This window comes from Raoultibacter massiliensis, assembly GCF_900199545.1.
In the GTDB taxonomy this organism is placed as follows: Bacteria; Actinomycetota; Coriobacteriia; order Coriobacteriales; family Eggerthellaceae; genus Raoultibacter; species Raoultibacter massiliensis.
This window is the reverse complement of record NZ_LT962671.1, coordinates 2496030-2517011: the sequence shown is the minus strand read 5'-3', so window position 1 is coordinate 2517011 and position 20982 is coordinate 2496030. Positions and strand designations below refer to the sequence as shown.

At 58.3% G+C, this 20982-nt stretch carries 16 protein-coding genes; 13 read left to right on the top strand and 3 right to left on the bottom strand.

Annotated features, from left to right (window positions below):
* Positions 1 to 286 precede the first annotated feature (286 nt).
* From C1719_RS14940 to C1719_RS14880, 13 genes are all read left to right on the top strand, one after another.
* Entirely contained in the window at positions 287 to 1195 is a 909-nt protein-coding gene (locus tag C1719_RS14940; RefSeq protein ID WP_102375818.1) for a PGN_0703 family putative restriction endonuclease, read from the top strand.
* A 102-nt stretch (positions 1196 to 1297) separates the two neighbouring features.
* Positions 1298 to 2410 carry a CPBP family intramembrane glutamic endopeptidase gene (locus C1719_RS14935; RefSeq protein WP_180963648.1) on the top strand — a complete coding sequence of 371 codons (1113 nt, stop codon included), beginning with the start codon at positions 1298 to 1300 and terminating at the stop codon, positions 2408 to 2410.
* 260 nt (positions 2411 to 2670) lie between these two features.
* Positions 2671 to 3117: a MarR family transcriptional regulator gene (locus C1719_RS14930; RefSeq protein ID WP_102375816.1), complete on the top strand. Its 447-nt coding sequence runs from the start codon at positions 2671 to 2673 to the stop codon at positions 3115 to 3117.
* A 161-nt stretch (positions 3118 to 3278) separates the two neighbouring features.
* On the top strand, positions 3279 to 4064 hold the full coding sequence (locus C1719_RS14925; protein WP_102376119.1) for a glucose-1-dehydrogenase: 786 nt from the start codon (positions 3279 to 3281) through the stop codon (positions 4062 to 4064).
* A gap of 101 nt (positions 4065 to 4165) precedes the next feature.
* Positions 4166 to 4810 carry a hypothetical protein gene (locus C1719_RS15595; protein WP_146007919.1) on the top strand — a complete coding sequence of 215 codons (645 nt, stop codon included), beginning with the start codon at positions 4166 to 4168 and terminating at the stop codon, positions 4808 to 4810.
* Positions 4811 to 5040: 230 nt separating this feature from the next.
* Positions 5041 to 8532: a SpaA isopeptide-forming pilin-related protein gene (locus C1719_RS14915; protein WP_102375814.1), complete on the top strand. Its 3492-nt coding sequence runs from the start codon at positions 5041 to 5043 to the stop codon at positions 8530 to 8532.
* Positions 8533 to 8670: 138 nt separating this feature from the next.
* Positions 8671 to 10512, top strand: a complete 1842-nt coding sequence (locus C1719_RS14910) for a SpaH/EbpB family LPXTG-anchored major pilin (RefSeq protein ID WP_102375813.1) — start codon at positions 8671 to 8673, stop codon at positions 10510 to 10512.
* Between the two features lie 84 nt (positions 10513 to 10596).
* Positions 10597 to 11502, top strand: a complete 906-nt coding sequence (locus C1719_RS14905) for a class C sortase (RefSeq protein ID WP_102375812.1) — start codon at positions 10597 to 10599, stop codon at positions 11500 to 11502.
* Complete coding sequence (locus tag C1719_RS14900) at positions 11495 to 12367, top strand: class C sortase (protein WP_102375811.1); 873 nt, start codon at positions 11495 to 11497, stop codon at positions 12365 to 12367. The genes C1719_RS14905 and C1719_RS14900 overlap by 8 nt, the downstream gene beginning before the upstream one ends.
* The gene (locus tag C1719_RS14895) at positions 12360 to 13133 is read left to right on the top strand and encodes a class C sortase (protein WP_102375810.1); all 774 of its coding nucleotides are present in this window, start codon (positions 12360 to 12362) and stop codon (positions 13131 to 13133) included. Before C1719_RS14900 ends, C1719_RS14895 begins: the two co-directional genes overlap by 8 nt.
* A 42-nt stretch (positions 13134 to 13175) precedes the next feature.
* Positions 13176 to 14357: a hypothetical protein gene (locus tag C1719_RS14890; protein WP_102375809.1), complete on the top strand. Its 1182-nt coding sequence runs from the start codon at positions 13176 to 13178 to the stop codon at positions 14355 to 14357.
* 160 nt (positions 14358 to 14517) lie between these two features.
* Positions 14518 to 15240, top strand: a complete 723-nt coding sequence (locus C1719_RS14885; RefSeq protein WP_102375808.1) for a PRC-barrel domain-containing protein — start codon at positions 14518 to 14520, stop codon at positions 15238 to 15240.
* 191 nt (positions 15241 to 15431) lie between these two features.
* Positions 15432 to 15779 carry a MarR family winged helix-turn-helix transcriptional regulator gene (locus tag C1719_RS14880; protein WP_146007917.1) on the top strand — a complete coding sequence of 116 codons (348 nt, stop codon included), beginning with the start codon at positions 15432 to 15434 and terminating at the stop codon, positions 15777 to 15779.
* Between the two features lie 9 nt (positions 15780 to 15788).
* On the opposite strand, the gene C1719_RS14875 is transcribed toward C1719_RS14880, so the two are convergent.
* The 3 genes from C1719_RS14875 to C1719_RS14865 all read right to left on the bottom strand — a co-directional run bounded on the left by C1719_RS14875 (position 15789) and on the right by C1719_RS14865 (position 20457).
* Entirely contained in the window at positions 15789 to 17300 is a 1512-nt protein-coding gene (locus C1719_RS14875) for a helix-turn-helix transcriptional regulator (RefSeq protein WP_102375806.1), read from the bottom strand.
* A 276-nt stretch (positions 17301 to 17576) separates the two neighbouring features.
* A complete protein-coding gene (locus tag C1719_RS14870; protein WP_102375805.1) occupies positions 17577 to 18650 on the bottom strand; it encodes a molybdopterin-dependent oxidoreductase in 1074 nt (357 codons plus the stop codon).
* Positions 18651 to 18657: 7 nt separating this feature from the next.
* Entirely contained in the window at positions 18658 to 20457 is a 1800-nt protein-coding gene (locus C1719_RS14865; protein ID WP_102375804.1) for a molybdopterin-dependent oxidoreductase, read from the bottom strand.
* Positions 20458 to 20982: the final 525 nt, after the last annotated feature.

Genomic DNA, 20982 nt, shown 5'->3' with positions numbered 1-20982 from the left:
GGCGTTCTCATAAAAATAATAACTTACATATTTGAAAAGTATAAGATCATATGTTACTAAAGTCAAAGCATATATCGAGAAATAGATAACATATTTTATAATTCTGGAGAAATCGACAAGCGCCAGCGGGAAAATGCCTGTTGCACCGCCGCCCAGCCGTCGAAAAGGGGACGCTTCGGCGGCGTTTCGCGCATGCCGAAGCGTTGCGTGTGCAAAGGAGCGATGCTTTATACTCTATCCTGTGATACAAAATTTCTGACATAGGCGAAGGCAGGCAAGCTGGTTTATGGATTTTCCCACGACAGTGGTCGAGGTAATTAAAAGGCGGTTCGAGGAGACGAACGGCTGCAAGGAATTCGGCGGTTGCGAAAGCGAAGCCATGTCGCCCTACTACGTGATGCATCTCGAGGACAACCTTGTCGAGCAGATGGCGGAGTGCCACCTTCGCGAGTACGAGCAAGGCATTGGAATCGAGCTCGGCGAGAAGATGCGCGCGCTCAGATCGTCATCCGCCATGACGTTCAACGTGCTGGGCAACAAGCGGGTCAACATCATCGATTCCCTCCTCGCTCCCAAAGGGTGCTATTCGATCAATTACGAATACCAGCTCCCCACGCTGAAAGGCAACCCCAACAAGGCGAACCTCGATGCGCGTCTCACGGCCGAAAACGGAAACACCGTCGTGTACTGCGAAATGAAGATGGCCGAATGGATGCTCGGCTGGATGAAGATGCTCCGCGTATCGTACCTGGATCCCGACCGCTACCTTATTCCGCGCGAAGACGCCCTCGTGTTCATCGATCTGTTCAACAGCCTTGTCGCGGGCGATCCCAATTGGAAGGGATCTCGGAAAACGAGGTTCCGCCGCTTCGACGCCCTGCAGATGGCGAAGCACCTGCTGGCCATCTACAGCAATCTCGATCGGGAAAACTGCCGGGCCGTCAAGCTGGTCAACTGCATATGGGAGGTTCGCGAAACCTCGCTCCTTGCGCCCTATGAGCGTAAATACGAAACGTGGCTCGCAACGGAGCGCAGCGAGTTCTTCGAATTCGTTCGGGCGGCGCGTCCCGTTTACGATCTCTTCGAGAAGCGTGGCTTCGATCTGACGATCGATTACATGCCGGTCGACCGATTTCTTGCCTGCCTGGAGAAAACCGATGAGCAGATGCAGAAGCTTGCGCGCTACATCCTGTGATTCGGCTTGCACGGTGTTTCCAGCTGCTGTGCGCCTTCGCTGCAAAGTCGGGTAAAGCAAGTCGGGTATACTGATGAAAACCCGACGATGGAGCTGAGTGCCATGAGGATCATTAGCTTTGGCGTATTCGAATTAGTCATCCTGATTGCCGCTGTCGTGGTTGTTCTTGCGGTGATCGGCATCGCCATTGCGCTGGATCGTTCTCGCAAGGCGAAGGCTTTGCGCCGTCCCCCCTCGTTTGGTTGGCTGGCCGCGTCATCGGGGCGGCAGGAGTCGGCGTCCTTCGACCGGTCGGCATCGGGGGCGACCGGTCAACGGCCCTCTGCGGCAGCCGGTCGGTATGAAGCCTCGACGGTCGGCCCGCAACCGGGCTTTTACCCTTATCCGTCCATTCCGCCGAAGCCCGATGGGATAATCATCCGTCTTTGGCGTGCGTCGTACCCCGTTCTCCTTATCCTTGGCGTGCAGGCGCTGGCCGGCCTTGCGCTCGGCGCCCTTGTTGCGGCCAACCCGTCGTTTGCCGGCGTTAACGACTACGATTTCGTATGGCTTGTCCTTATGGGGGTTGTCGTATCGCAGGTGGCGGCCGTCCCGTTTTTGATCGCATTCCGCATTATGGACGGCAATCGGCTTCGGGCGAAAGGTGCCTGGTCGGAATTTCGCTTTCCTGTTTTCTGGAAGCTTCTGCTGTGCCTGGCTTTGGGAATCGCCATGGCGTTTCTCGCTCTGAGCTCTTTCGAGCTGATCGGATTCGGCGACGATGGTACGCAGTCGATCGTTTTTTCGGCGCATCCCGTCATATCGGTGCTCGTTATCGGGATCATCGGTCCTGCAACCGAGGAGCTTGTTTTCAGGGTTTTGCTCTACAGCCGCTTGCGTGAATGGATGGCACCCGTTTCCGCAGGCCTGCTGTCGGCGCTCGTGTTCGCGCTTGCCCACGGTAATGCGACGCAGGGTGTGACGGCGTTCTTCTACGGACTTGCGCTCGCTTTGGTGTACGAACGCTACAAGACGTTCTGGGCGCCCTTCCTGTTGCACGCCGGAATCAATTCGACGGTGGTCATCGTGGCGGTTGCAGGCCGCAGCTTGATGTCTTCGTTGTCGGATCCAGGGCTTTTTTTCATCGTACTGCTGAGTGCGGCGATCGTTGTCGGATTGGTTGTTGCGGCGTACCGCTCGGCGCCTGCGGAAAAGAAGATGCCTCCTTTCCCGTAGGCTTGCTTGCACGGTGTCCGAGCGGCCGGAAACCGCACTTTTCGGCAGGCGATGTCCCCCGCCTATTTATGTAATAACATATATAATATGGAGAAACCATGGACGCGGGCACGTATCGGTTGTTTTCGCGACGGAAAAATCGATTTTACCCATCTTATTACTTAGGAAAGAAAAACGTACAGGGCTTCCCGACCCGTTCGGTTCGAAGCGGGGGTCGGAAGATGCGAGGTGCCTGATGATGGAAGAAAGAGAGACGGCGTATGGATGCTGGCGATTGGGATCGTGTCGATGCGGGGTTGTTGTGGGACATATTCGGCATTCATTCTCAGATAGGAGCTTTGCTCAGATCGGAATACGGTGGGCTTAAGGGCTACGAGATTGCGATGCTCTTAATGCTCTGCACGTCGAAGGAGCCTCCGTCGATCGGGGCTATCGCCGAAGCCCTCGGCGTGACGTCGCAATATGCTTCCTCGGTTTCGACGAGCCTTGTCGAGCGGGGATACGCGGAATTCAATTGGGGCGAATCCGATAGGCGGTGCAAATTGGTGCATCTCACCGATTGCGGCCGGTCGGTGTGCCGGGAAAGGTTTCTCGAGCTGGGCGGCGCAGACGGTCCCTTCTCGCTTCGGTATTCCGAAAAGGATCTCGATGCGCTCTCGGCCCTGCGCCGGCAAGTGGGAAAGGCAGCTGAAGCGTTCGGCGCTTAGGGCGCGGGTGAGGGCGTTTCTGCGAAAGGGCATCAGCGTGCGTCCCGTGCCGAAATCGCAACCAAGCAGAAACGGCTCGTCAATGATTTGCGTTTCTTCCCGATAGCGAAGCTTCCGGATGATAGAACGAGATGCATACCGAAAGCGAAAGGCAGGAAACCATGTATGCGGATCTGAGGGAGAAAGTTGCGGTTGTCACGGGCGGCTCGAAAGGACTCGGCTCCGCCATCGCCATACGGTTCGGCTGCGAAGGCATGTCGATCGTCGTGAACTACCATACCGATGAAGGCGGTGCGCAAAACGCGGTGCGCGCCATACGGGATGCGGGAGGGAGAGCCTGTGCGGTCCAAGCTGACATCGGTTCGGAAGACGGTGTAAGGCGACTGCGCGATGCGGCAGCCAGCGAATACGGAAGACTCGATGTATGGGTGAACAACGCTGGCATGGAAAACAGGTCTCCAACCGACAAGCTCGCCCTTGAGGATTGGAATCAGGTTATCAACACCAATCTCACGGGCGTGTTTCTCGGGTCGAAATGCGCGCTCGAGCATTTCGTTGAAAACGACAAGCCGGGCTGCATCATCAACATGTCTTCGGTGCATGAGAAGATACCGTGGCCGACCTTCGCCCACTACGCTGCGAGCAAGGGCGGCGTCGAGCTGTTCACCAAGACGATCGCACTCGAATACGCCGATCGCGGGATTCGCGCGAATTGCATCGGACCCGGCGCCATCAACACGCCCATCAACAAAGAGAAGTTTGCCGACCCCGAACAATACGATACGACCGTCTCGATGATTCCGATGGGCCGCATCGGCGAACCTGAAGATGTGGCTTCGGCCGCCGCATGGCTCGCGTCCGAAGAGGCGCGCTACGTGACGGGCATCACGCTGTTCGTTGACGGCGGCATGGCGTTGTATCCGTCGTTCCAGTACGGAAACGGGTAGGGCGAATGCCGTCACGATAGATTTCGTCGAGCTGGCAGGGCCGTTTCGAGCGACGCTTCGAATGGTCCTTTTTCTTCCGGATAGGCGCTTCCGGCACCGCTTTGGTTACCCAAGGCCATGATCGAGGGAGGATATTCGCGCGGGAAAATCGGGGATTATTCTCCAGAACAAGCAATTCATCAGGGAAAACAATCTGCTCTCTTGTGCGCTGTGCGGCAATACGCAAGTACTTATGCAAGAAATTACAAATTTTTATATATGAGATTACACTTCTCCCAATAAAATGGTATCCTTCTAATATCATTGCTGGATACATGCAGAAAGGAGGAGATGACTTGATTGCCACATCAGCAGGGGATGGCTCTTCAAAAACGGCTATCGCTATGAAAAAGAGCGGATCTTCCAAACAGCCGGCGCGAGCTTTAGCCATTTTGCTCGCCGTGCTGCTCTGCATTACCGGGTTTCCCCTTGTAGCGGGAAGCGAGCGGGCCGAAGCAAGCGAGCGCGACATCACGGAATCGGTTGAACTCGAATTGACGCATCAGGCGTTGGCAGAGGACGGAACATGGGTCGACATCGATTCGGCTCAAATCGACGCCGAGGCCGGCGATAATGCAGGCGCGTATCGCGTACAGCTCAATTGGGCTCTGCAAAATCAAGCGCATCGAGTCTCGAACGGCGACTATTTCGTCTTTGAAATTGCGAATTCGCTGGGGGGGGGAGCTTACCGCGAAGTAATTTTCTAGACTCGAACGGCAATTCCCTCGGCTCCGTCGAGATAGACGAAAACGGTGAAGCAAAGGCATCGGTCACCGAACTCGATGGCAGCGAATCGGAACAAGAAGTATCTTCGGGCACGGTAGAAATAGAATTCGAACCCGAGGCGACCGTCGAAGACGGCACCGAAAACTCCGAGGCAAACCAGGAAGGCGAACAGGCTTCCGAAACCCCGGAAATCCTAACGCCGCAATCTGAATTGATAGCGGCTCCCCTTGTAACCATCGCGCCCTATGGCGCAGGCAGAGGCCCGACGGGCGATCCGAACGATGCCGGCACGGTCGGTCAGATTTCTCTCGTCAAGTTCGAACAGCTTGCCAACGGCGCCATGGGCGGCATGGCCCTCGACGGGTCGGGCCGCGTTTGGACGTTCGGGTACAACCTTTACGGCGAGTTGGGCATCGGCAAGAACTCGACCCAGCAGATGTACTACGGCGGCATGAAGCGCGTTCCGTACTTCATCGAAGAAAACATCAACATCATCAAAGTCGGGGCGAGCTACCAAACTCGTTTTGCCTTGAGCAGTGCGGGCGAGGTGTACGTTTGGGGTCAGGGCTCTTCGGGCGAGATGGGCGACGGCTCGACGAGGTCGGAGAACTCCATTCCCAAAAAGGTGGAAGGCCTGCCGAAGATCGTTGACATGTTCGTGAGCAGCTCGTACGTGTACGTTACCGGCGGGGCAGTGTTTGCCCTTGCCGAGGATGGCAAGCTGTATGCGTGGGGTTACAACAACGGTGGCAAGCTGGGCGTCGGCACCACGACGAGCTTTGTCACCTCCCCTCGGGAGGTGGATCTGGCGGCTCTGAGCCCGGAATTCGCCAGCGGAGAGAGAACGGTTGTCAAGGTTGCGACCGGCCGCGCTTCGTCTCATCTGCTCGACAGTAAAGGCGATCTGTGGGCTGCGGGACTCAACGGGTACGGCGAGCAGGCGGGCACAGGCGCCTCCTCTACGTTCAAGAAGATAGATCCCAGCCGGTTCGATGGGGCGGCCATCGTCGATGTGGACACCGCGTACAACCTTGCGGTTGCAGGGGACCGCGTTGTCGCAGCCGATGAAAACGGAACCGCATGGGAATGGGGCGCCACCACCGGCGATGCAGGCGACAAGAACGCCACGATGGCCAAAACCGCTCCCCAAAAGATCGGCATCAGCGCCTCTGAGATCGATGCGTACGGCTACACCCCCAAAGCCGTGCAGGTCACGTCCTCCATGCACAACGGCGTGTTCATCGACCAGCACGGGCGCTCGTGGATGTGGGGCAACGGCGTGTACTATGGCTTCGGCGCCGAAGGTGGAAACATCCCCCACTACACGCAGCAACGTGTTTACAGCTCTGCAGCCGAGCAGTGGCCCAAGGTCATCGGCGACGGCGATACGCAAAGCTACGACACGAGTGACAAGAAGCCGGTGTATCTCGGTGGCGGAAAGACCCAGATCGCAAGCCATCGCAGCTACGGCATCGATGCGCTTCATCCCACCATCTACGATGAGAAGTACATGATGCGCGACGACGATGGCTACATTCTCGACGGCGACGGCAACCGGATCAAGTACGCAACCGGAACGACGGTCGATGGCGTAAACGGCCTTACCACCGGGAAATACTATCTTCTCGACGCATCGAACAAGATCGACCCATCGAGGACGGCGGCTATCCCTGCCATCAATCCGACCGATGCCATGTGGATCAATTTGGCGTTCCAGTCGGTTCCCTACATCAAGACGTTCGACATCAGCCTTTCGGCGTATGCGATTCTCGATACCGATGGCAACATCTTCAAATGGGGCTACGACGGATCGGGCGCGATCGCCTGGGGCTGGGATTGGGAGCAGAAATACGACGGAACGCCGTACGCTTCCTCGAACGCCCAAGTTGGTTTGGCCGACCGCTATTGCTACGAAGTGATGTACATGCGCGGAGCTCCCTCGATCGACATCGTCGATTTGCAGGCGGGGCTCAAAGACAACGTGAAGGTGTACAAGGATCCGGTAACGGGCGAAGTCTCCAACGTTGCCGAGGTCAAACTCCACCTTCCCAAGACAGTGGCGAGCGCAGAGCTTGAGTCGGACGTCCACAGCGACGTCACCGAGCTCAAGTACGTCATCGTGCCCTACGACACCGACGATCCCAACTTCGTCGTAGACAATACGGCCATGACGTACGAGCAGTTCATGGCGATCTACAATGCTGCAGCCGATGGGAGCAAGGGCGATCTCATTTCCTCGCCGGTGCTTTCGGGCTCGGCCGAGCAGAACCTGACTTACGAGGTCGACGTCCCCGATAACGGGCGCGTGATCGTGTGGGCGGTCAACGATCGCTACGTCGACGGCCCGAACGGGACGAAGGAATACCAGAACATCAACCATGTGAGCGCTGCGTTCGTGGCCGACAACGTGTACACGCCCGTCTCGATGAACCACAAGGGCGTCGGCGTCGACCCCGAAGGTGCGGAGACCGAACTGTACGCATCGACCACCGATAACGTCGTGAAGACGAACGATGACAGCAGCCATACGCAGAAGCCTTTCGACGAGGACCTCTACGGTTTGCCGCTCGATGCCAATGGCATGGCGATTGGTACGAGCCGCGACGGCGACGGCAATCTTGTGGTCGATTCCGATGCGGCGCCGACGTACGGCTACGATACGACTTCGATCAAAAGCTACGAAGCGGTTGGCGATGTGGGGCTTCCCGCGGGCATCAAGCCGTACTGGAAGTTCAAAACCCACTTAGACGATGCCCAAACGCAGGTTCAGCCTACGACGGTTTCGAAAGACATGAACGACGAGAAGCTGCTGCAAACGGGATACGCCCATACCTTCTACTACGATCAGGATCCGGACTACTGGACGACGGTCGAGGGCGAAAAGACTTGGGAGGATTCCGACGACAGGCTCGGGTTCAGGCCCGATGAGGTTACGCTGACGCTCAAGCAATACGAGCGCAATACGACCACGGGCGCGAAGGGCGCGTTCATCAAAGATGTCGAAACGATCACGTTCGGCGAGGATGCTCACGGAAAGTGGCCGTTTAGTTTCGGTTCGCAGAAATCTTACGAATACACCTATGAGATCGTCGAACAAGAGATCCCGGTGTACACGACCTCGATCGCGTATCCGAACTTTGTCGTCGGCTCGGGGACCAACGAAGATTTTAGCGGTACCAGCGTAGTGAACACGCTTAACTTGAAGCCCGTGAAGCTCAACAAGGTGGACTCGGCGAAGAATCCGATTGTGACCGATGCCGCGAAGTTCGAGCTTACCAGTGCGACTGCGGGCGAAAAAGTTCTCGATGAGTCGGGAGTCGAGCAGGATAGCATCGAGCTGACCACTTCGTTGCTCAACCCCTATATCGTCATGCCCATTCAGAAACCGGGCACGTATCACATAACCGAGACGAAGGCGCCCGCTGGGTACAACTTGCTCACTATGCCGATAGAGGTTGTTATCGGCGCCGATGGATCCGTTGCGTCAACGCTTGGAGCGGTCTCGTTGGAAGAGGTTGCGCTGAGCGGCAGCGATGCGGATCGCTATTCGAAAGCGTACAACGTCGTGAACAAGACCGCTTCCGAATTGCCGAAGGCGGGCGGTATGGGAACGATCTTCCTCACCTTGGTGTCGACCGCGATTCTGTTCGCTGCGGCGTTTCTCCTGCGGAGGAGAAGCCGAGTAGCGAGAGCGTCGGTGTGATGCATATGGATAAGCCAATCGATACAACAACCATCGAGCTCTGATCGCGATGAGAAGGAGGTGCCGTTCGCCCAATTATGTAAGAGCATATATAAATATAACCAGCGAACGAATAGATAAAGAAGGAGGAGGACGTCTATGAAAGGCAAACGCCTGATAAGCATGCTTTTTGCGGTTGCTCTGACATTAGGTCTGGTCCCGGCGATAGCGTCGGCAGCCGATCCGATCGCAACCGATCTCGTCATCCACAAGATGCAGGTTGAGACGGGTACCGGTCTCGAGAACCACGACGGTACCGAGCTCAGTGACTTCACTGGGACGAACCTCGAAGGTGCGACCCCGCTTGCGGGCATCATCTTCAAGTACTGGAAGATATCCGACGCCGCCACCCCGGCGCAGATGTCCGAGATCAAGGGTCTGTCGACCATTGCAGATATCGAAGCCTACGTGGCCGCCAACCCGACGATCCTGACGGGTGGAACCGAAACCGCCGCATCGAGCGCTGCGGGCATCGTCAACGTCAACGGTCTTGCGGAGGGCAAATACCTCTTCGGCGAGGTCAACGGAGCTGCCGAGAACGTGTCCGAGTACATCGGCGTGCCGTTCTTGCTCGAGCTGCCGCAGATGAAAACCGATGGAACCGCTTACTTCGGAACCGGCGCCGATGCGCTTCACGTGTATCCGAAGAACGTGAAGAAGATGCCTGGACTCGATGTCGAGACGGTCAACGCTTCCGATGCCCGCATCGGCGGCGGCGAGTTCCTCGTGCAGCAGTACAACTCCGTTACCGATGCCTATGAAACCGTAACCAGCATCGGAACGGCGGGCACGATTTCGCTTCCCAGCGGCTTCATCACCTTGGCCGATCTTCCGGCTGGGCAGTATCAGCTCGTGAACACCGTTGCTCCTACGGGCTACGTGGTCGATGCGCGCCCTGTGGGCTTCACCGTGTCTGCCGGTACGATCACGTTCGATAGCCCGAACAGCCCGATGGCGTCGTTCACGCCCGCTTCGGGAACCGACAATCCGATGATCACGATCGAGTTCAACGCCAAGCCCGATGTGTCGAAGACCGAAGGCAACGGCGGTACGGAGCAGATCGGCGAAACCGTCACATGGACGGTTGCCATGGACGTTCCCGTTCTCATCAAAGATTACGTCAAGTTCGGAATGACCGATACGATCGATTCTCGACTCGATTACATCGCCGATAGCGTTGCTGTCTCCATCGGCTCTACCCCGCTTACCGCGGGCACGCACTATACGGTGGATTACAACACCACCACGCGCGTGCTGTCCATTGCGTTTATTCCGGCTTCGCTTGATGCCTACGAAGGCGAGACGATCAACGTTTCGTACGGGACCAAGATCAACGAAACCGCCATCATGGGCGAAGAGATCCCGAATGACGTCGAGCTTGCTTTCGACAACAACTACGGCCACATTACCGAACCCGGTGAGATTAAGCCGCCGGTTACCCCGACGGTTTGGACGGGCGGCGCCCAGTTCAAGAAGGTCGACGGATCCAACACCGCCGTCGTTCTCGAAGGTGCGGAGTTCAAGATCGCGAGCGACGCTGCCGGTACCGTGTTCTTGACGTGGACCCAAGACCTGATGGATGCCAACGATCTGAGCAAGTTCGTGACGCCGACGGTTGGCGGGGACATCACCCTGAAGTCCGGCGCAGATGGCCTCTTCGAGATCATGGGCCTCAAGGGCGGTACGTACTACCTCGTCGAGACGAAGGCTCCGACGTACAACGGAACGCAGTACAACCTGCTCAGGGATCCTGCTGCCTTCGAAATCACCAAGACGAGCCATGAGGACGCCAGCGCTATGCAGGTTCTCAACAATTCCGGCCTGCAGATTCCTCAGACCGGCGGCATCGGCACCGTGCTGTTCACGATCGTCGGTGTAGCGCTCATGGGTGTTGCAATCGCCCTGTTCCGCAAGAAGAAAGGCCCTGCAGCGGCCGAGTAACCGATTCAGCTGCACGAATAACGTTATCGGAATAGCCCGCACGAGCGGGCTATTCCTCCGAAGGAGGATTGAAGAGATACAGCGATGAAAGCCACGTCGTCGATACGTTCGCTTGTTTTGAGCAAGTACATCTACGTTGCCATCTTCGTGATCGGCGCGCTGGCTTTCGCGTATCCGCTTGTTACGAGCATGATCAACCTGCAGACGCAAACGCGGGTGATCTCGAACTACGAGCAAGAGAGAGCGGCGCTCGACGAGGCGGAAAAGGAACGCTTGCTTCAAGAGGCCGAGGAATACAACCGTTTCGTAGCCAACCTCGAAGGCAGCGTTACCGATGAGATGACGCCCGAAGAGCAGGCGGCAACGGATGTCGTCTACATGAGCGTGCTGTCTACGGGCGAAGCGATCGGATACGTGGAGATACCCAAAATCGAGGTCGATCTTCCCATCTATCGCGGCGCAACCGACGAGATCCTCGAGCGCGGCATCGGCCATCTCGAGCGCAGCTCGCTTCCCGTCGGCGGGGAAAGCACCCATTCGGTTCTGACCGGGCATCGGGGCTTGCCCTCGTCACGGTTGTTCCGCGATCTCGACAAGCTTGAAATAGGCGATGTGTTCATCGTCGATTCTCTTGAGGGCAAGCTCGCCTACGAAGTGGAATCCATCGTTTCGGTGCTTCCCTACGAGGTCGAATCTCTGAGGATACAGGAGGGGCGCGATCTCTGTACGCTTGTGACCTGCGATCCGTACATGATAAACAGCCATCGCATGCTCGTAACCGGCCATCGCGTCGATTACGTTCCCGAGCTGCTTGAGGAAGCCTCGCAGAATAAAATATCGTTTTTTGAAAAGTACATCGAATACTTTCTAATCGTCGGGTTCTTCGCCGTGCTCATGCTGATCATGTGGCTTATCCGCGTGATCCTTCGCAAGAAGCGCGCTGATCGTGCAACTGCCGATTCGCCGGCGGGCGGTGAGGAAATTGGGTAGGGCATCGATCGTCAAGCTGGTGTTGGCGGCATGCGTGTTCGTCGCCGGTTTAGGTGTGTTTCTGTATCCGGCTATAGCGGGTTTCATCAACGAGCAGTCGCAGACGTCGGCCATCACCAACTACGAAGAAGCCGTCAATGCCCTGACGGCTGAGGACAAAGCCGATTCCCTCGAAGCGGCCCGTTCCTACAACGAGGCGCTTGCCGAAACGCAGGGCGCGATCATCGATCCTTTCGGGTCTGCGGGAGACGAAGGGGAATCCCAAGAAGTGAGCTTCCTATCGGTCGGCGAGGTGATGGGCTACATCCAAATCCCGGAAATAGGAATCAAGGCTCCGATATACGAAGGGACGTCGGAGGACGTTTTGCAGAAGGGCATCGGTTGGCTCAAGGGGACCTCGCTGCCGGTGGGCGGCGAATCGACGAACAGCGTTTTGACGGGCCACAGGGGCCTGCCGACAGCCAAGTTGTTTACCGATCTCGATCAGCTTGAGCCAGGCGATGAGTTCTTCGTGAAAAACTCATCGGAGATTCTTGCGTATAGGGTTACGGAGAAGAAGGTCATCGATCCAAGCGAATCGGATGCGTTGGCCATCATCGAGGGTAAAGACCTCATGACGCTTCTGACCTGTCATCCGTACATGGTCAACAGCCACAGGCTTTTGATCATCGGGGAGAGGGTCGCCTATACCGGGCAACTCGATGAAATCGCCGAAACGTCTGGATTCATCGAGTCGATGACGGCAGCGGAGAAAGATCTGGCGCAGGCAGGCCTGCTTGTCGCCGCATGCCTGGTGCTCGTCATCGTGCTTGTGTGGCGCCCGTGGTCGAGAAAGAGGCGAGGCGAAGGAGGTCGTGATGGATAAAGCCGTCAGAGGCGGTGCGTTTTCGTCCGAGCGAGAGCGTCGAGGCGTCGGTGCGCGTTGCAGCTCTGCTGTCAGCCGAACGCATCGCAGGGAGGGTCCGGTCGGGCAGTCCCGAAATTCGGGAATGCCTTCGGGCCGGGGAGCGGATCGTGCGAAACGAAGCGCTGCCCGCACGATTGCCGCCCTGCTGATGTTCTGCATGGGATTCGGCGTCCTCGTGTACCCTTACGTCGCCCAGCGGATCAACAACGAGAGCGCGACGCGGCTCGTCGCTGCATACAACGAATCGGTTCAGGCTGGTGCAGGCGGGCAGTCTGACGGCGAGGGTTCGGATGTGGCCGCCTATGCGGCGCCGATTCCCGACGAGGGTGTATACGGCAGCATATTCATACCGAAGCTTTCGCTTGAGCTCCCGATATTTATCGGGTCGACCGACGCCAATCTATCGAAAGGCATCGCTCATCTCGAAGGCACGTCTTTGCCGACGGGCGGGGAGAGCACGCATTCTGTTTTGGCGGGTCATAACAACGTGGCTACGAACGAATGGTTTACAAATATCGATCGGCTGGTAGAAGGCGATCTGTTCTACATACGAAACGGCGGCACCGTGTTGACGTATCAAGTGGTGTCGACGCAGATCATCGCTCCCACGGATACGTCGACCCTGCTCATTGAGCGGGGGAGGGATCTCGTGACGCTGCTCACCTGCACCGATTCAGGTGCCGAACGATTGCTCGTGACGGGCGAGAGGGTCTTGGACCAATGAGACGCTTGAGGGCGCGCTTACAGGAAAGATAGGAGTTGTCTCATGCAGTACGTGTGGGCTGTGCTTGCGCTGATGGTGGCCGTCATTGCGATAGGCTCGATCGTCTGCTTCAGGCTTATCAAGAACAAGCGCCAGAAGAAAGCGGCAATCGCGGCATTCGGGTATCTGGCTTTTGCCGCTGCGCTGTTCTACATCGACGTTGTGCAGCTTGAGCAAAGCTGGGCGGTGCCGATATACATCGCCTGCTTCATAGCGGTGCCCCTTGCGGTTTACTACGTTGTCTACAGCCTTGCCAAAACGTCGGCCGAAAACGCGAAACCGAACGCCGTCGTTGTGCCGAGGGGCCCATCGAGAAGCGGTTCCGAAAGCGATCTCCCACGGACAGTGGCGGCAGAGGCTCCGTTCGTTGTCGATGTCGAACCTGCTGCGGCACCTGCGAGCGGTCGGCGGCCTCCTGCGGCGCAGAAAGCCGTTGCGGCGAAGAGCGCGCTGCCAGACGACGAGAACAAAAGGGTGTTCGACGAGCGGGTCCAATCCTTCAAGCAGCAGGCGGTTGCGCGGGAACAGCGAATCGACGAGACCGAAAAAGCACGTAAGGCCACTCAGGAGAAGCGCGCTGCCGCTTCCGCTGCGGCGCATGAGGCCGCACGGCCGATCTTGGTTTCCGATTCCGAAAAAGAAACTGCCGTGGCGGGCAAGCGAGTGAAGCTGACGAACGCGGAAGCGCCGACGAGTACGGAAGCGCCGGCGAACGCGGAAGCTCCGTTGGGCAGAGAGGTGTCGATGGGCAAGGAAACGCCGGCAAGAAAGGAAGCGCCAAAGACCGAGCAATCACCGATGGGCAGGGAAGCGTCGACCAATGCACGCTTCGAAGAAAACGCTGCAGCCGCCGCCCAGCCGATCGAAACCAAGCAGGCGGAAGCGGAGAAGCCGAGCGAGCCGAGCGCCTACGAGGCGTATCGGAAAAAGGCGATATCGCTCAAGGAAAAGGGCCATGCGGCGATCGCAGCCAAGCTCTTCGCCGAGAGCGCTGCCGTTGCAACCGATGGAGACGAGCGGAAACGGTCTCTCTTCGATGAGATAACCAGCTATATAGCGGCAGGCGATAAGCCGAAGGCTCATGAACTTGCCCGCTCTTTGCGTGCGAACGAGATGCTGACTTCCGGCGAAACGGCGAAGGCCGATGCGCTGCTCATCATGCTGTCGGACGGAAAGGCGGGTTGATGGCGGGAGCGCGGGCGGCGAAAGGTTTTGCCGGGTCGTTGCGGCATCGCATCGGACATCGGCAGAAGGCAAGCTCGATTTTACGATCAGACGAAAACCAACAGCAAGCACAGCGCGGAATCCGCTGATCCCGCGCGGCTCATGAGAAAGGAACATCATCATGGAAACCAACAAGACGATTCTTCTGCGCGAAGTGGTATCGATCGAGGACAAGAAAACGATCGGCGCCGTGAAAGATCTTTGCGTCGATAGCGAAACAGGAAAGGTAAGCCACTATATCATCGGCGATTCGGGCCTTGGGTCGCTTTCGATACTTCCGCGCGAAAAGGCGGTAGCGGTCGGCGACTCGTTTATTACGATTCGAAAGGACAGCGTGCTTTTGTCCACCGACAACAAATCGGGAAAATCGTTGGTTGACGATGGATTCCGCCTTGTTGGGACAGAGGCGTATTCGGATCAGGGCAATCGCCTCGGCTCGGTGACGGCTTTCGAATTCGATGCGAAATCGGGTGCGATAACGATGATAACGCTGAGCGACGGCTCCGAATATGCGGCAGGCAAGATTCTGTTCTTCACGCCGCGCTACGTGTTCGTTGATAAAAACGGCGTGCAGGAGGTGTCGGTTGGCTCGTCGAAAGAGCCATCCGAGCCAGCGGCTCCGAAGGCCGATTCGGCAGTTCAGGCCAAACCCGACCTCGATTCTTCGGACGACGAAAACAAGGCGGTTCGGGACCTTTTGGTTGGCAAGCGGGTTTCCGAGAACGTGGTAAGCGCAGATGGCAGGTTCGAGCTCGCGAAAGGCGAAACGATAACCGAGGAAATCCTTGCCCGCGCCCAAGAGCATGACGCGTTACTCTTGCTTACGTTGGGCGTCGAAGTTTAAGGGATCTGCAAAAGCCGAACCGGCTTTGCCCGCTTGCTCGGCTTTTGCGGTGCATCATACGAAAGGAGCACGCGATGCTGCCAGAGACGATGTCGGGAAACGAGATCGAACGATCAGCCTTGGAAAAAGTATTTGATATGAACAGCAGCATCGAACGCTTCAAGAGGTTTCCTTTCGATCGAAGAATAACCATGAGGCAAGCGCAGCTGCTTCATAGCCTGTGGTCGCTTGGGCATCCTCCGACCCTCTCGGAAATTGCGGAGATCGATCGGTCCGGTACCACGCAGGCGTGCAGGCAGTTGACATACCGGCTGGAGCACTTGGGCTACATTGCGGTTGACGTCGATGAGCAGGATCGTCGAGCGGTCCGGATTCTGCTGACGGAAGACGGGAGCAAGGTCGGCGAAGCGTACGAAGGCTTTTTTCGGGAGCTAACCTCGCTCATATCCAAGGATATGAGCGAGGACGAACTGAAAATCGTAGCCCGCTTCCTTGATTCGTTCATAAACGTGCTCGGCAAAAGGCTGCGACCATCGTAGTCTTTTGCGCTAACCCTTGTTGCGATCCGATTCTCCGAACACGAGGTCCATCATGCCCTGTCGGCCGCTGACTTCCATTTTGGCGTAAATATGCGACATGTGCGTTTTGATGGTGCTTTCGGCTAATACGAGCTCGTCTTGGATGAACGAGCAGGTGCGTCCTTGCGCGAGCAGCATGAACACCTCGGTTTCACGAGGAGAGAGCCCGTACTCGGCGGCGATTTCGCGGCACCGTTCGGTGATGGTGTAGGTTAGGCGCGAAACGGAATCCTCGGTGCCCGCTGCGGTGCTGCGCGTTTCTGCGGAATCGTCTTCTCGGCGCTTGAACAGGCTGGAAAACCACGAGCGGTTCATGACGATGGCTACGACAATGAGGATCACGGTCGTTTCGACAACGGCGCTTCCGCGCAAAAACACAACCCATACGATCGAGCTTGCCGCATACACGAGCCCAGGTATGCCGATCGTTCTGTTTTCGGGGATGTCGAGCGCCGGAATCGCAGCGGCGATGGCCGACCAGAACAGAAGGTGGGCAAACGGGTCGTTTGCCTGCACGATGCTGTCGAGCAACGGGGAGGGCTCCTCCCCGAGTTGCGCGCGGATCACGACGACGAAAAGCCCTGCGATAACCACGAGGATGGGCAGCTGGAAGCGGATCGAGGCGGGCTTCTTCGCCATGAGCAGGAGCGTGAGCCAGGCGAACAGGGCAAGGCAGACCGTCAGAACCGAGATGGCGGGAATGCGCCCGAGCGCGTCGAAATACGTGGTGTTCGAATCGCCCCAGACGCCCGAGGGCCCGAAGGCGCGAACTATCGCCAGCAGCACGCCGACGATGACGAGCACGATGATCATGTCGTGTTCGCTCTGCGCATGGCGGATGCTCTGGGTGGGCGCGTCCTGCCTGAGATTTTGCGGTGCCGGATTATCTGCAGCTGAGGTCTGCTCGATCGGTTGGTCGCGCATGGCGAAACGGGCGGCCCAAAGGAACAGCGCCGAGAGGAACGGAAGCGCGATGGCTACGATGACCTGCTGTGCCGGATCGAGGAAACTGTCGAGTCCCAAGCTCGCAAGCTGACGCAACGGGAAGGCGGCTACGATGCACCAGACCGCCATTGCGAATCCCTGCGCCTTCGAGAGCATGGTAACGTAGCGCGAGGCGAACCAGAAATAACCGAGTCCCGCGACGGCCAAGCCCGCCGTTGCAAGCACGGTGGGGTCGAAGAAATCCTGGTTGAACGAAAGGGCGAAGCATGCCGTGCCCACGGCCGAAAGCACCGGCATGAGGTAGGTGAGGCTGCGTTCGCGTTCTGCAATCTGGTGGGGCAGGGCAACGAACAGGATGCTGATGATGAGAATGCCGAGCAGCCAGAACGTGCGTGCGTTCACCCATTCTCCGAGGCTCAGCGACGAGAGCATGAACCCGGGGGTGTGCCCCATAAGCGTGCACCACAGCAAAATGAGCGAAAGCCCCAGTGCTGAGAGAACCCCGCAGGCAAGCGAGGTGCGACGTTGCTCGTTCATGGTTTTGTTTGCCCCCTTCGAATCGAACAGCAGTATAGCGCACAAGAGGGCCCGTGGGCGAGCAGGTGGCGATCGGGCGACTGCATGCTCCGATTAACGCCGTGCGCATCGATGCATCGCGATACGGGGGATGGCGGCAGGCAGGACGCGCCATGCCGCGGATGCGCATTCGCACGCAAGCAGCATCGCCCGCCGAACGGAGCCTGTGTTCGGCGGGCGATGTGCGTGAGACGGACGGGATGCGGGTAGCTGCTATACCGATGCCCGCCCGTCGGGTTATGCGATTTCGAATGTGAGGCTTGCGGAGAGCGGCGACACGATACCATCCGCCGTGCGGGCGCGCACAGCCATCTGGTAGTCGCCCGCTTCTTCGAAGCTCGTGGTGAAGTGCCAGTTCACCCACTTGTCGGCGGTGGCGCCTTCCGTTTCGCACGCCGTCCAGGTACGGCCGCCGTCGAAGGAGAATTCGATGGCGGTGACGGGGCTGCCGCAATCGTCGGCGACGCCTTCGAAGGTGATCTGGTCGCCGGCCTTGAAGGTGCATCCATCGGATGAGTTCTTGATCTCGATCTTGTTGCGGTAGGTCGGGTCGACCTGCTGCACCTTGGGCACGGCTTCCTCGCGGGTGAGCTCGATCGAAGCGATGTTGCGCGTGAAGTAGCGCGCCACCGTCTCGGGCATCCACAGCTGGACGCTCGAGCCTTCCGACGATTTCAGCTCCTGCCCGTTGACCTTGTACACGAGCAGTGCGTTCTTCTCGAGCGCGTACTGCAAAGGCAAAGGTTGCCCGAAGCCGTCGGCGCCATAGGCGGTGATGGTGTTCACGCCTTCCTCGAGGTCGGCCATGCCGATGACCGATGCGAGCGGTACTCCGATGACCGACGCCTGCCCGAAAGGAGAGCCCGTAGCGCACGAGCAGCCCATGAGCATCTCTTGCTCTTCGCCGTCGAGCTCCGACAGGTCGAGCGTGAAGCTCTTCTGGATGTTGCCGCCCACGTTGATGTAGTAGTTCGCAACGCCCGTCTGCTCGGCTTCGAGCTCGGGTGCGGGCTTGGAGCACATCGAAAGGATGGCGGTTCCGAACACGTTGAACAGCTCGTCGTTGGGCGTGACGCCTTCCTGGTCGAACTCGAAGGTGCCTTCGACGTTGGACATCTGCTTGTATGGGGCTTCTTCCCCGAGCCAGGAGCTTGCGATGTCGAAGTCGGCGACGGTGTGCACGGTTCCCGTCGGCTCGGTTTCGGTCTCGGCGACCGCGGGTGCGAGGTTGCCGAATGCTGCGCCCGCACCGGAGGCGAGGAGTACCGCCCCGGCCATCGAGGCCATGATCTTGTTGGTGGTTTTGCTCATGGGATCTTTACTCCTCTCCCTCTACTGCGTCAGCGACGACCTTGGGGCTTACGAGCGAAGCGGTTTCGATGACGGTGGTCTGGTCGGTCTCAGGCACGGTGTCTTTGGCGTTGACCATGACTGTCTGGATGTAGGGGCTCACGAGCCCGGTTTCGGTGGTGGCGCGGATCTGAAGGCAGTAGGCGCTTTCCGCTTCGGGCGTCCAGGTGTAATCGAACCAGATGAGCTTGTTCACGTCAGTGTCACCGAGCTCGTATTTGGTCCAGGTCGCTCCGAAGTCCATCGAGAACTCGACGCTGACGATCTTCTCGTCATAGGCATCGACGTAGCCGTGGAACGTGTAGGGTTCGCCGTTTTGGATGATAAGGCCTTCGGGCACGTCGAGGATGGTCGCGTTGGGCTTGTTCGTCCAGTTGCCCTCGGCGTCGATCCAGCCGTTCGGGTTGCCGTCGTGATGCTCGAACTCGTAGACGTGATCGTTGAAATCGGGGGCGTCGGTGACCACCTTGTACTCGTTCATCTGTTTGGAGTTAACCTCGGGATCTACTCCTTCGCACCAGTTGGTGCAGGGGAATCCGTTTGCCGCCGTCAGCCGCTCGCCGTTGATTTCGTAGACGAGGAACGCCTCTCCGCCGTCGACTTTCTCAAGCGGCATCGCGCGCTTGGAGGATCCGTCGGCGCGCATCACGCGCACGCCGTTGATGTCGACGCCTTCTTTGTAGCCGCCTGCCTTCTCGATGAGCCAGCTGACGGGGATGCCGGTGATCTCGACGTTGCTCACGCTGCCTGCGCCTGTGCCGTTCCAGTTGCAGACCTCCTTTGATACCTTCGTGACCACGACGCCTGCTTCTTCGGCTTCTTTCACGAGGTCGGGAAGCATCGCGGTGTAAGGTTCGTTCACTTCGCCGTCGACGGTGATGGGCCAACTGTCGAAGAGGCTGTCGGGCATCGGGGTGTCGGCGTACTCGGCGCCGGAGCGCATGCGGTCGTACAGGCGGTTCCAGGCATCCATGTTGAACATGTCCTCCTGCTCCATGATCGTATCCTGATCGATGGAGAACTCGCCTTGGACGTTTTCGACCTTGGTTACGCCGCGCAGGCGCTCGAACTTGGTCTGATCCCAAAGCATCATGCCCAAACCGTCGTTGGTGGCGTCGTGGCACGAGTAGCAGTTGCCGTTGTACTCGTCTTCGAATTCGTCGGCGAACTCGATGCCGTAGTGGACGTTGTGCATGAGCGTGCCGAACTCGTACTGGGTGGGAATGTAGCCAGGCGAGTAGGTGTGGCAGAACAGGCACTGGTCGACCGTCATCTCGGCGTTGAGGATCTCGCTGTTGGGCGAGGGGTGCATGGTCTGCGAGAGGTTCTCGAGCAGCTTGTTGAGGTCGGCGTGGCAGCTGTTGCAGCCGCGGTTGTCGTTGTTGAGGCGGTAGATGTTGTACGGCGTCATGCCCTGGCGTGCGCGTTCGGTGAGCTCGCTGGGGGTGCGCTGCACCATCTGGCCGTCGGGCAGGGTGCGGATCTCGGGCACGTACTCCGATGCTTTGGAATCCCACATCTCGTGGAGCGTGTCCAGGTAGTCTTTGCCGGGGTAGGCGTCGAGCGAGATGTTGTCGTAGGTGGTTCCTTCCTCGCCGGCGATGATCGCGTTCTGCTCGTCGGTGTATTCGGGCGCTTCTTCGGCTTGCGCTTGGTCCTGTGCGCTGGGTGTTGCCGATTCGTTTGCTTTTGGCGCGCAACCCGCGATGCCGACGATGCCGATCACGGCGCATACGGTTGCGGCCAAGAGCTTTCTTTGTGCATGCATTCTATCCCTTCCTTTCTTTCTTCTCTTCGTCCTTGTGTCTCGCTTCTGCGCATTGGCGTCGGGCTCGACGCTTCTTGTGGCCCCTGCGCCGAGGCTTGCCTGTCGAACCTTATGCCGAGGTTTCCCGACTTGCGTTTCGCCGTGGGTTTCCACGGGTGTAGCCATCTCGCGCGGGTGCGCGGGCTTCGTCCGACGTGCAATGCTCGCCCAGATTAGAGATGGATTCGCGCGCACGCTATCGTCGAAGCGAACCATTTGCCGCTTTTGGGCATCGGTCGAAACGGAGGATGGTGGTTGAGCTGGGAATTTGGTAGACTGTGGGCTAGTTTTCCAGAGAAGTCGTTTACAAAGGTCGTCCATGCCGCCCGCAAAACGCCCCACAAAACGCCCTACTCGTAGAGACGGCCGCCAGGTGAGCCGTCTCTCAGCTGCGGGCTTTGTCGAACGCGAGCCGTACCGCTCTGGAGCCGAGGCATGCGGCGGGCGGGATCCGTATCGGCCTGGGGCCGCGGCTCGCGGCGGGCG

Bases quoted from the DNA above. Each gene is read 5' to 3' on its own strand.
- C1719_RS14925 (WP_102376119.1), top strand. From the start codon at position 3,279: ATGTATGCGGATCTGAGGGAGAAAGTTGCGGTTGTCACGGGCGGCTCG.
- C1719_RS14870 (WP_102375805.1), bottom strand. From the start codon at position 18,650: ATGAGCAAAACCACCAACAAGATCATGGCCTCGATGGCCGGGGCGGTA.
- C1719_RS14910 (WP_102375813.1), top strand. From the start codon at position 8,671: ATGAAAGGCAAACGCCTGATAAGCATGCTTTTTGCGGTTGCTCTGACA.
- C1719_RS14895 (WP_102375810.1), top strand. From the start codon at position 12,360: ATGGATAAAGCCGTCAGAGGCGGTGCGTTTTCGTCCGAGCGAGAGCGT.
- C1719_RS14865 (WP_102375804.1), bottom strand. From the start codon at position 20,457: ATGCATGCACAAAGAAAGCTCTTGGCCGCAACCGTATGCGCCGTGATC.
- C1719_RS14890 (WP_102375809.1), top strand. From the start codon at position 13,176: ATGCAGTACGTGTGGGCTGTGCTTGCGCTGATGGTGGCCGTCATTGCG.
- C1719_RS14885 (WP_102375808.1), top strand. From the start codon at position 14,518: ATGGAAACCAACAAGACGATTCTTCTGCGCGAAGTGGTATCGATCGAG.
- C1719_RS14940 (WP_102375818.1), top strand. From the start codon at position 287: ATGGATTTTCCCACGACAGTGGTCGAGGTAATTAAAAGGCGGTTCGAG.
- C1719_RS14905 (WP_102375812.1), top strand. From the start codon at position 10,597: ATGAAAGCCACGTCGTCGATACGTTCGCTTGTTTTGAGCAAGTACATC.
- C1719_RS14880 (WP_146007917.1), top strand. From the start codon at position 15,432: ATGAGGCAAGCGCAGCTGCTTCATAGCCTGTGGTCGCTTGGGCATCCT.
- C1719_RS14875 (WP_102375806.1), bottom strand. From the start codon at position 17,300: ATGAACGAGCAACGTCGCACCTCGCTTGCCTGCGGGGTTCTCTCAGCA.
- C1719_RS14930 (WP_102375816.1), top strand. From the start codon at position 2,671: ATGGATGCTGGCGATTGGGATCGTGTCGATGCGGGGTTGTTGTGGGAC.
- C1719_RS14935 (WP_180963648.1), top strand. From the start codon at position 1,298: ATGAGGATCATTAGCTTTGGCGTATTCGAATTAGTCATCCTGATTGCC.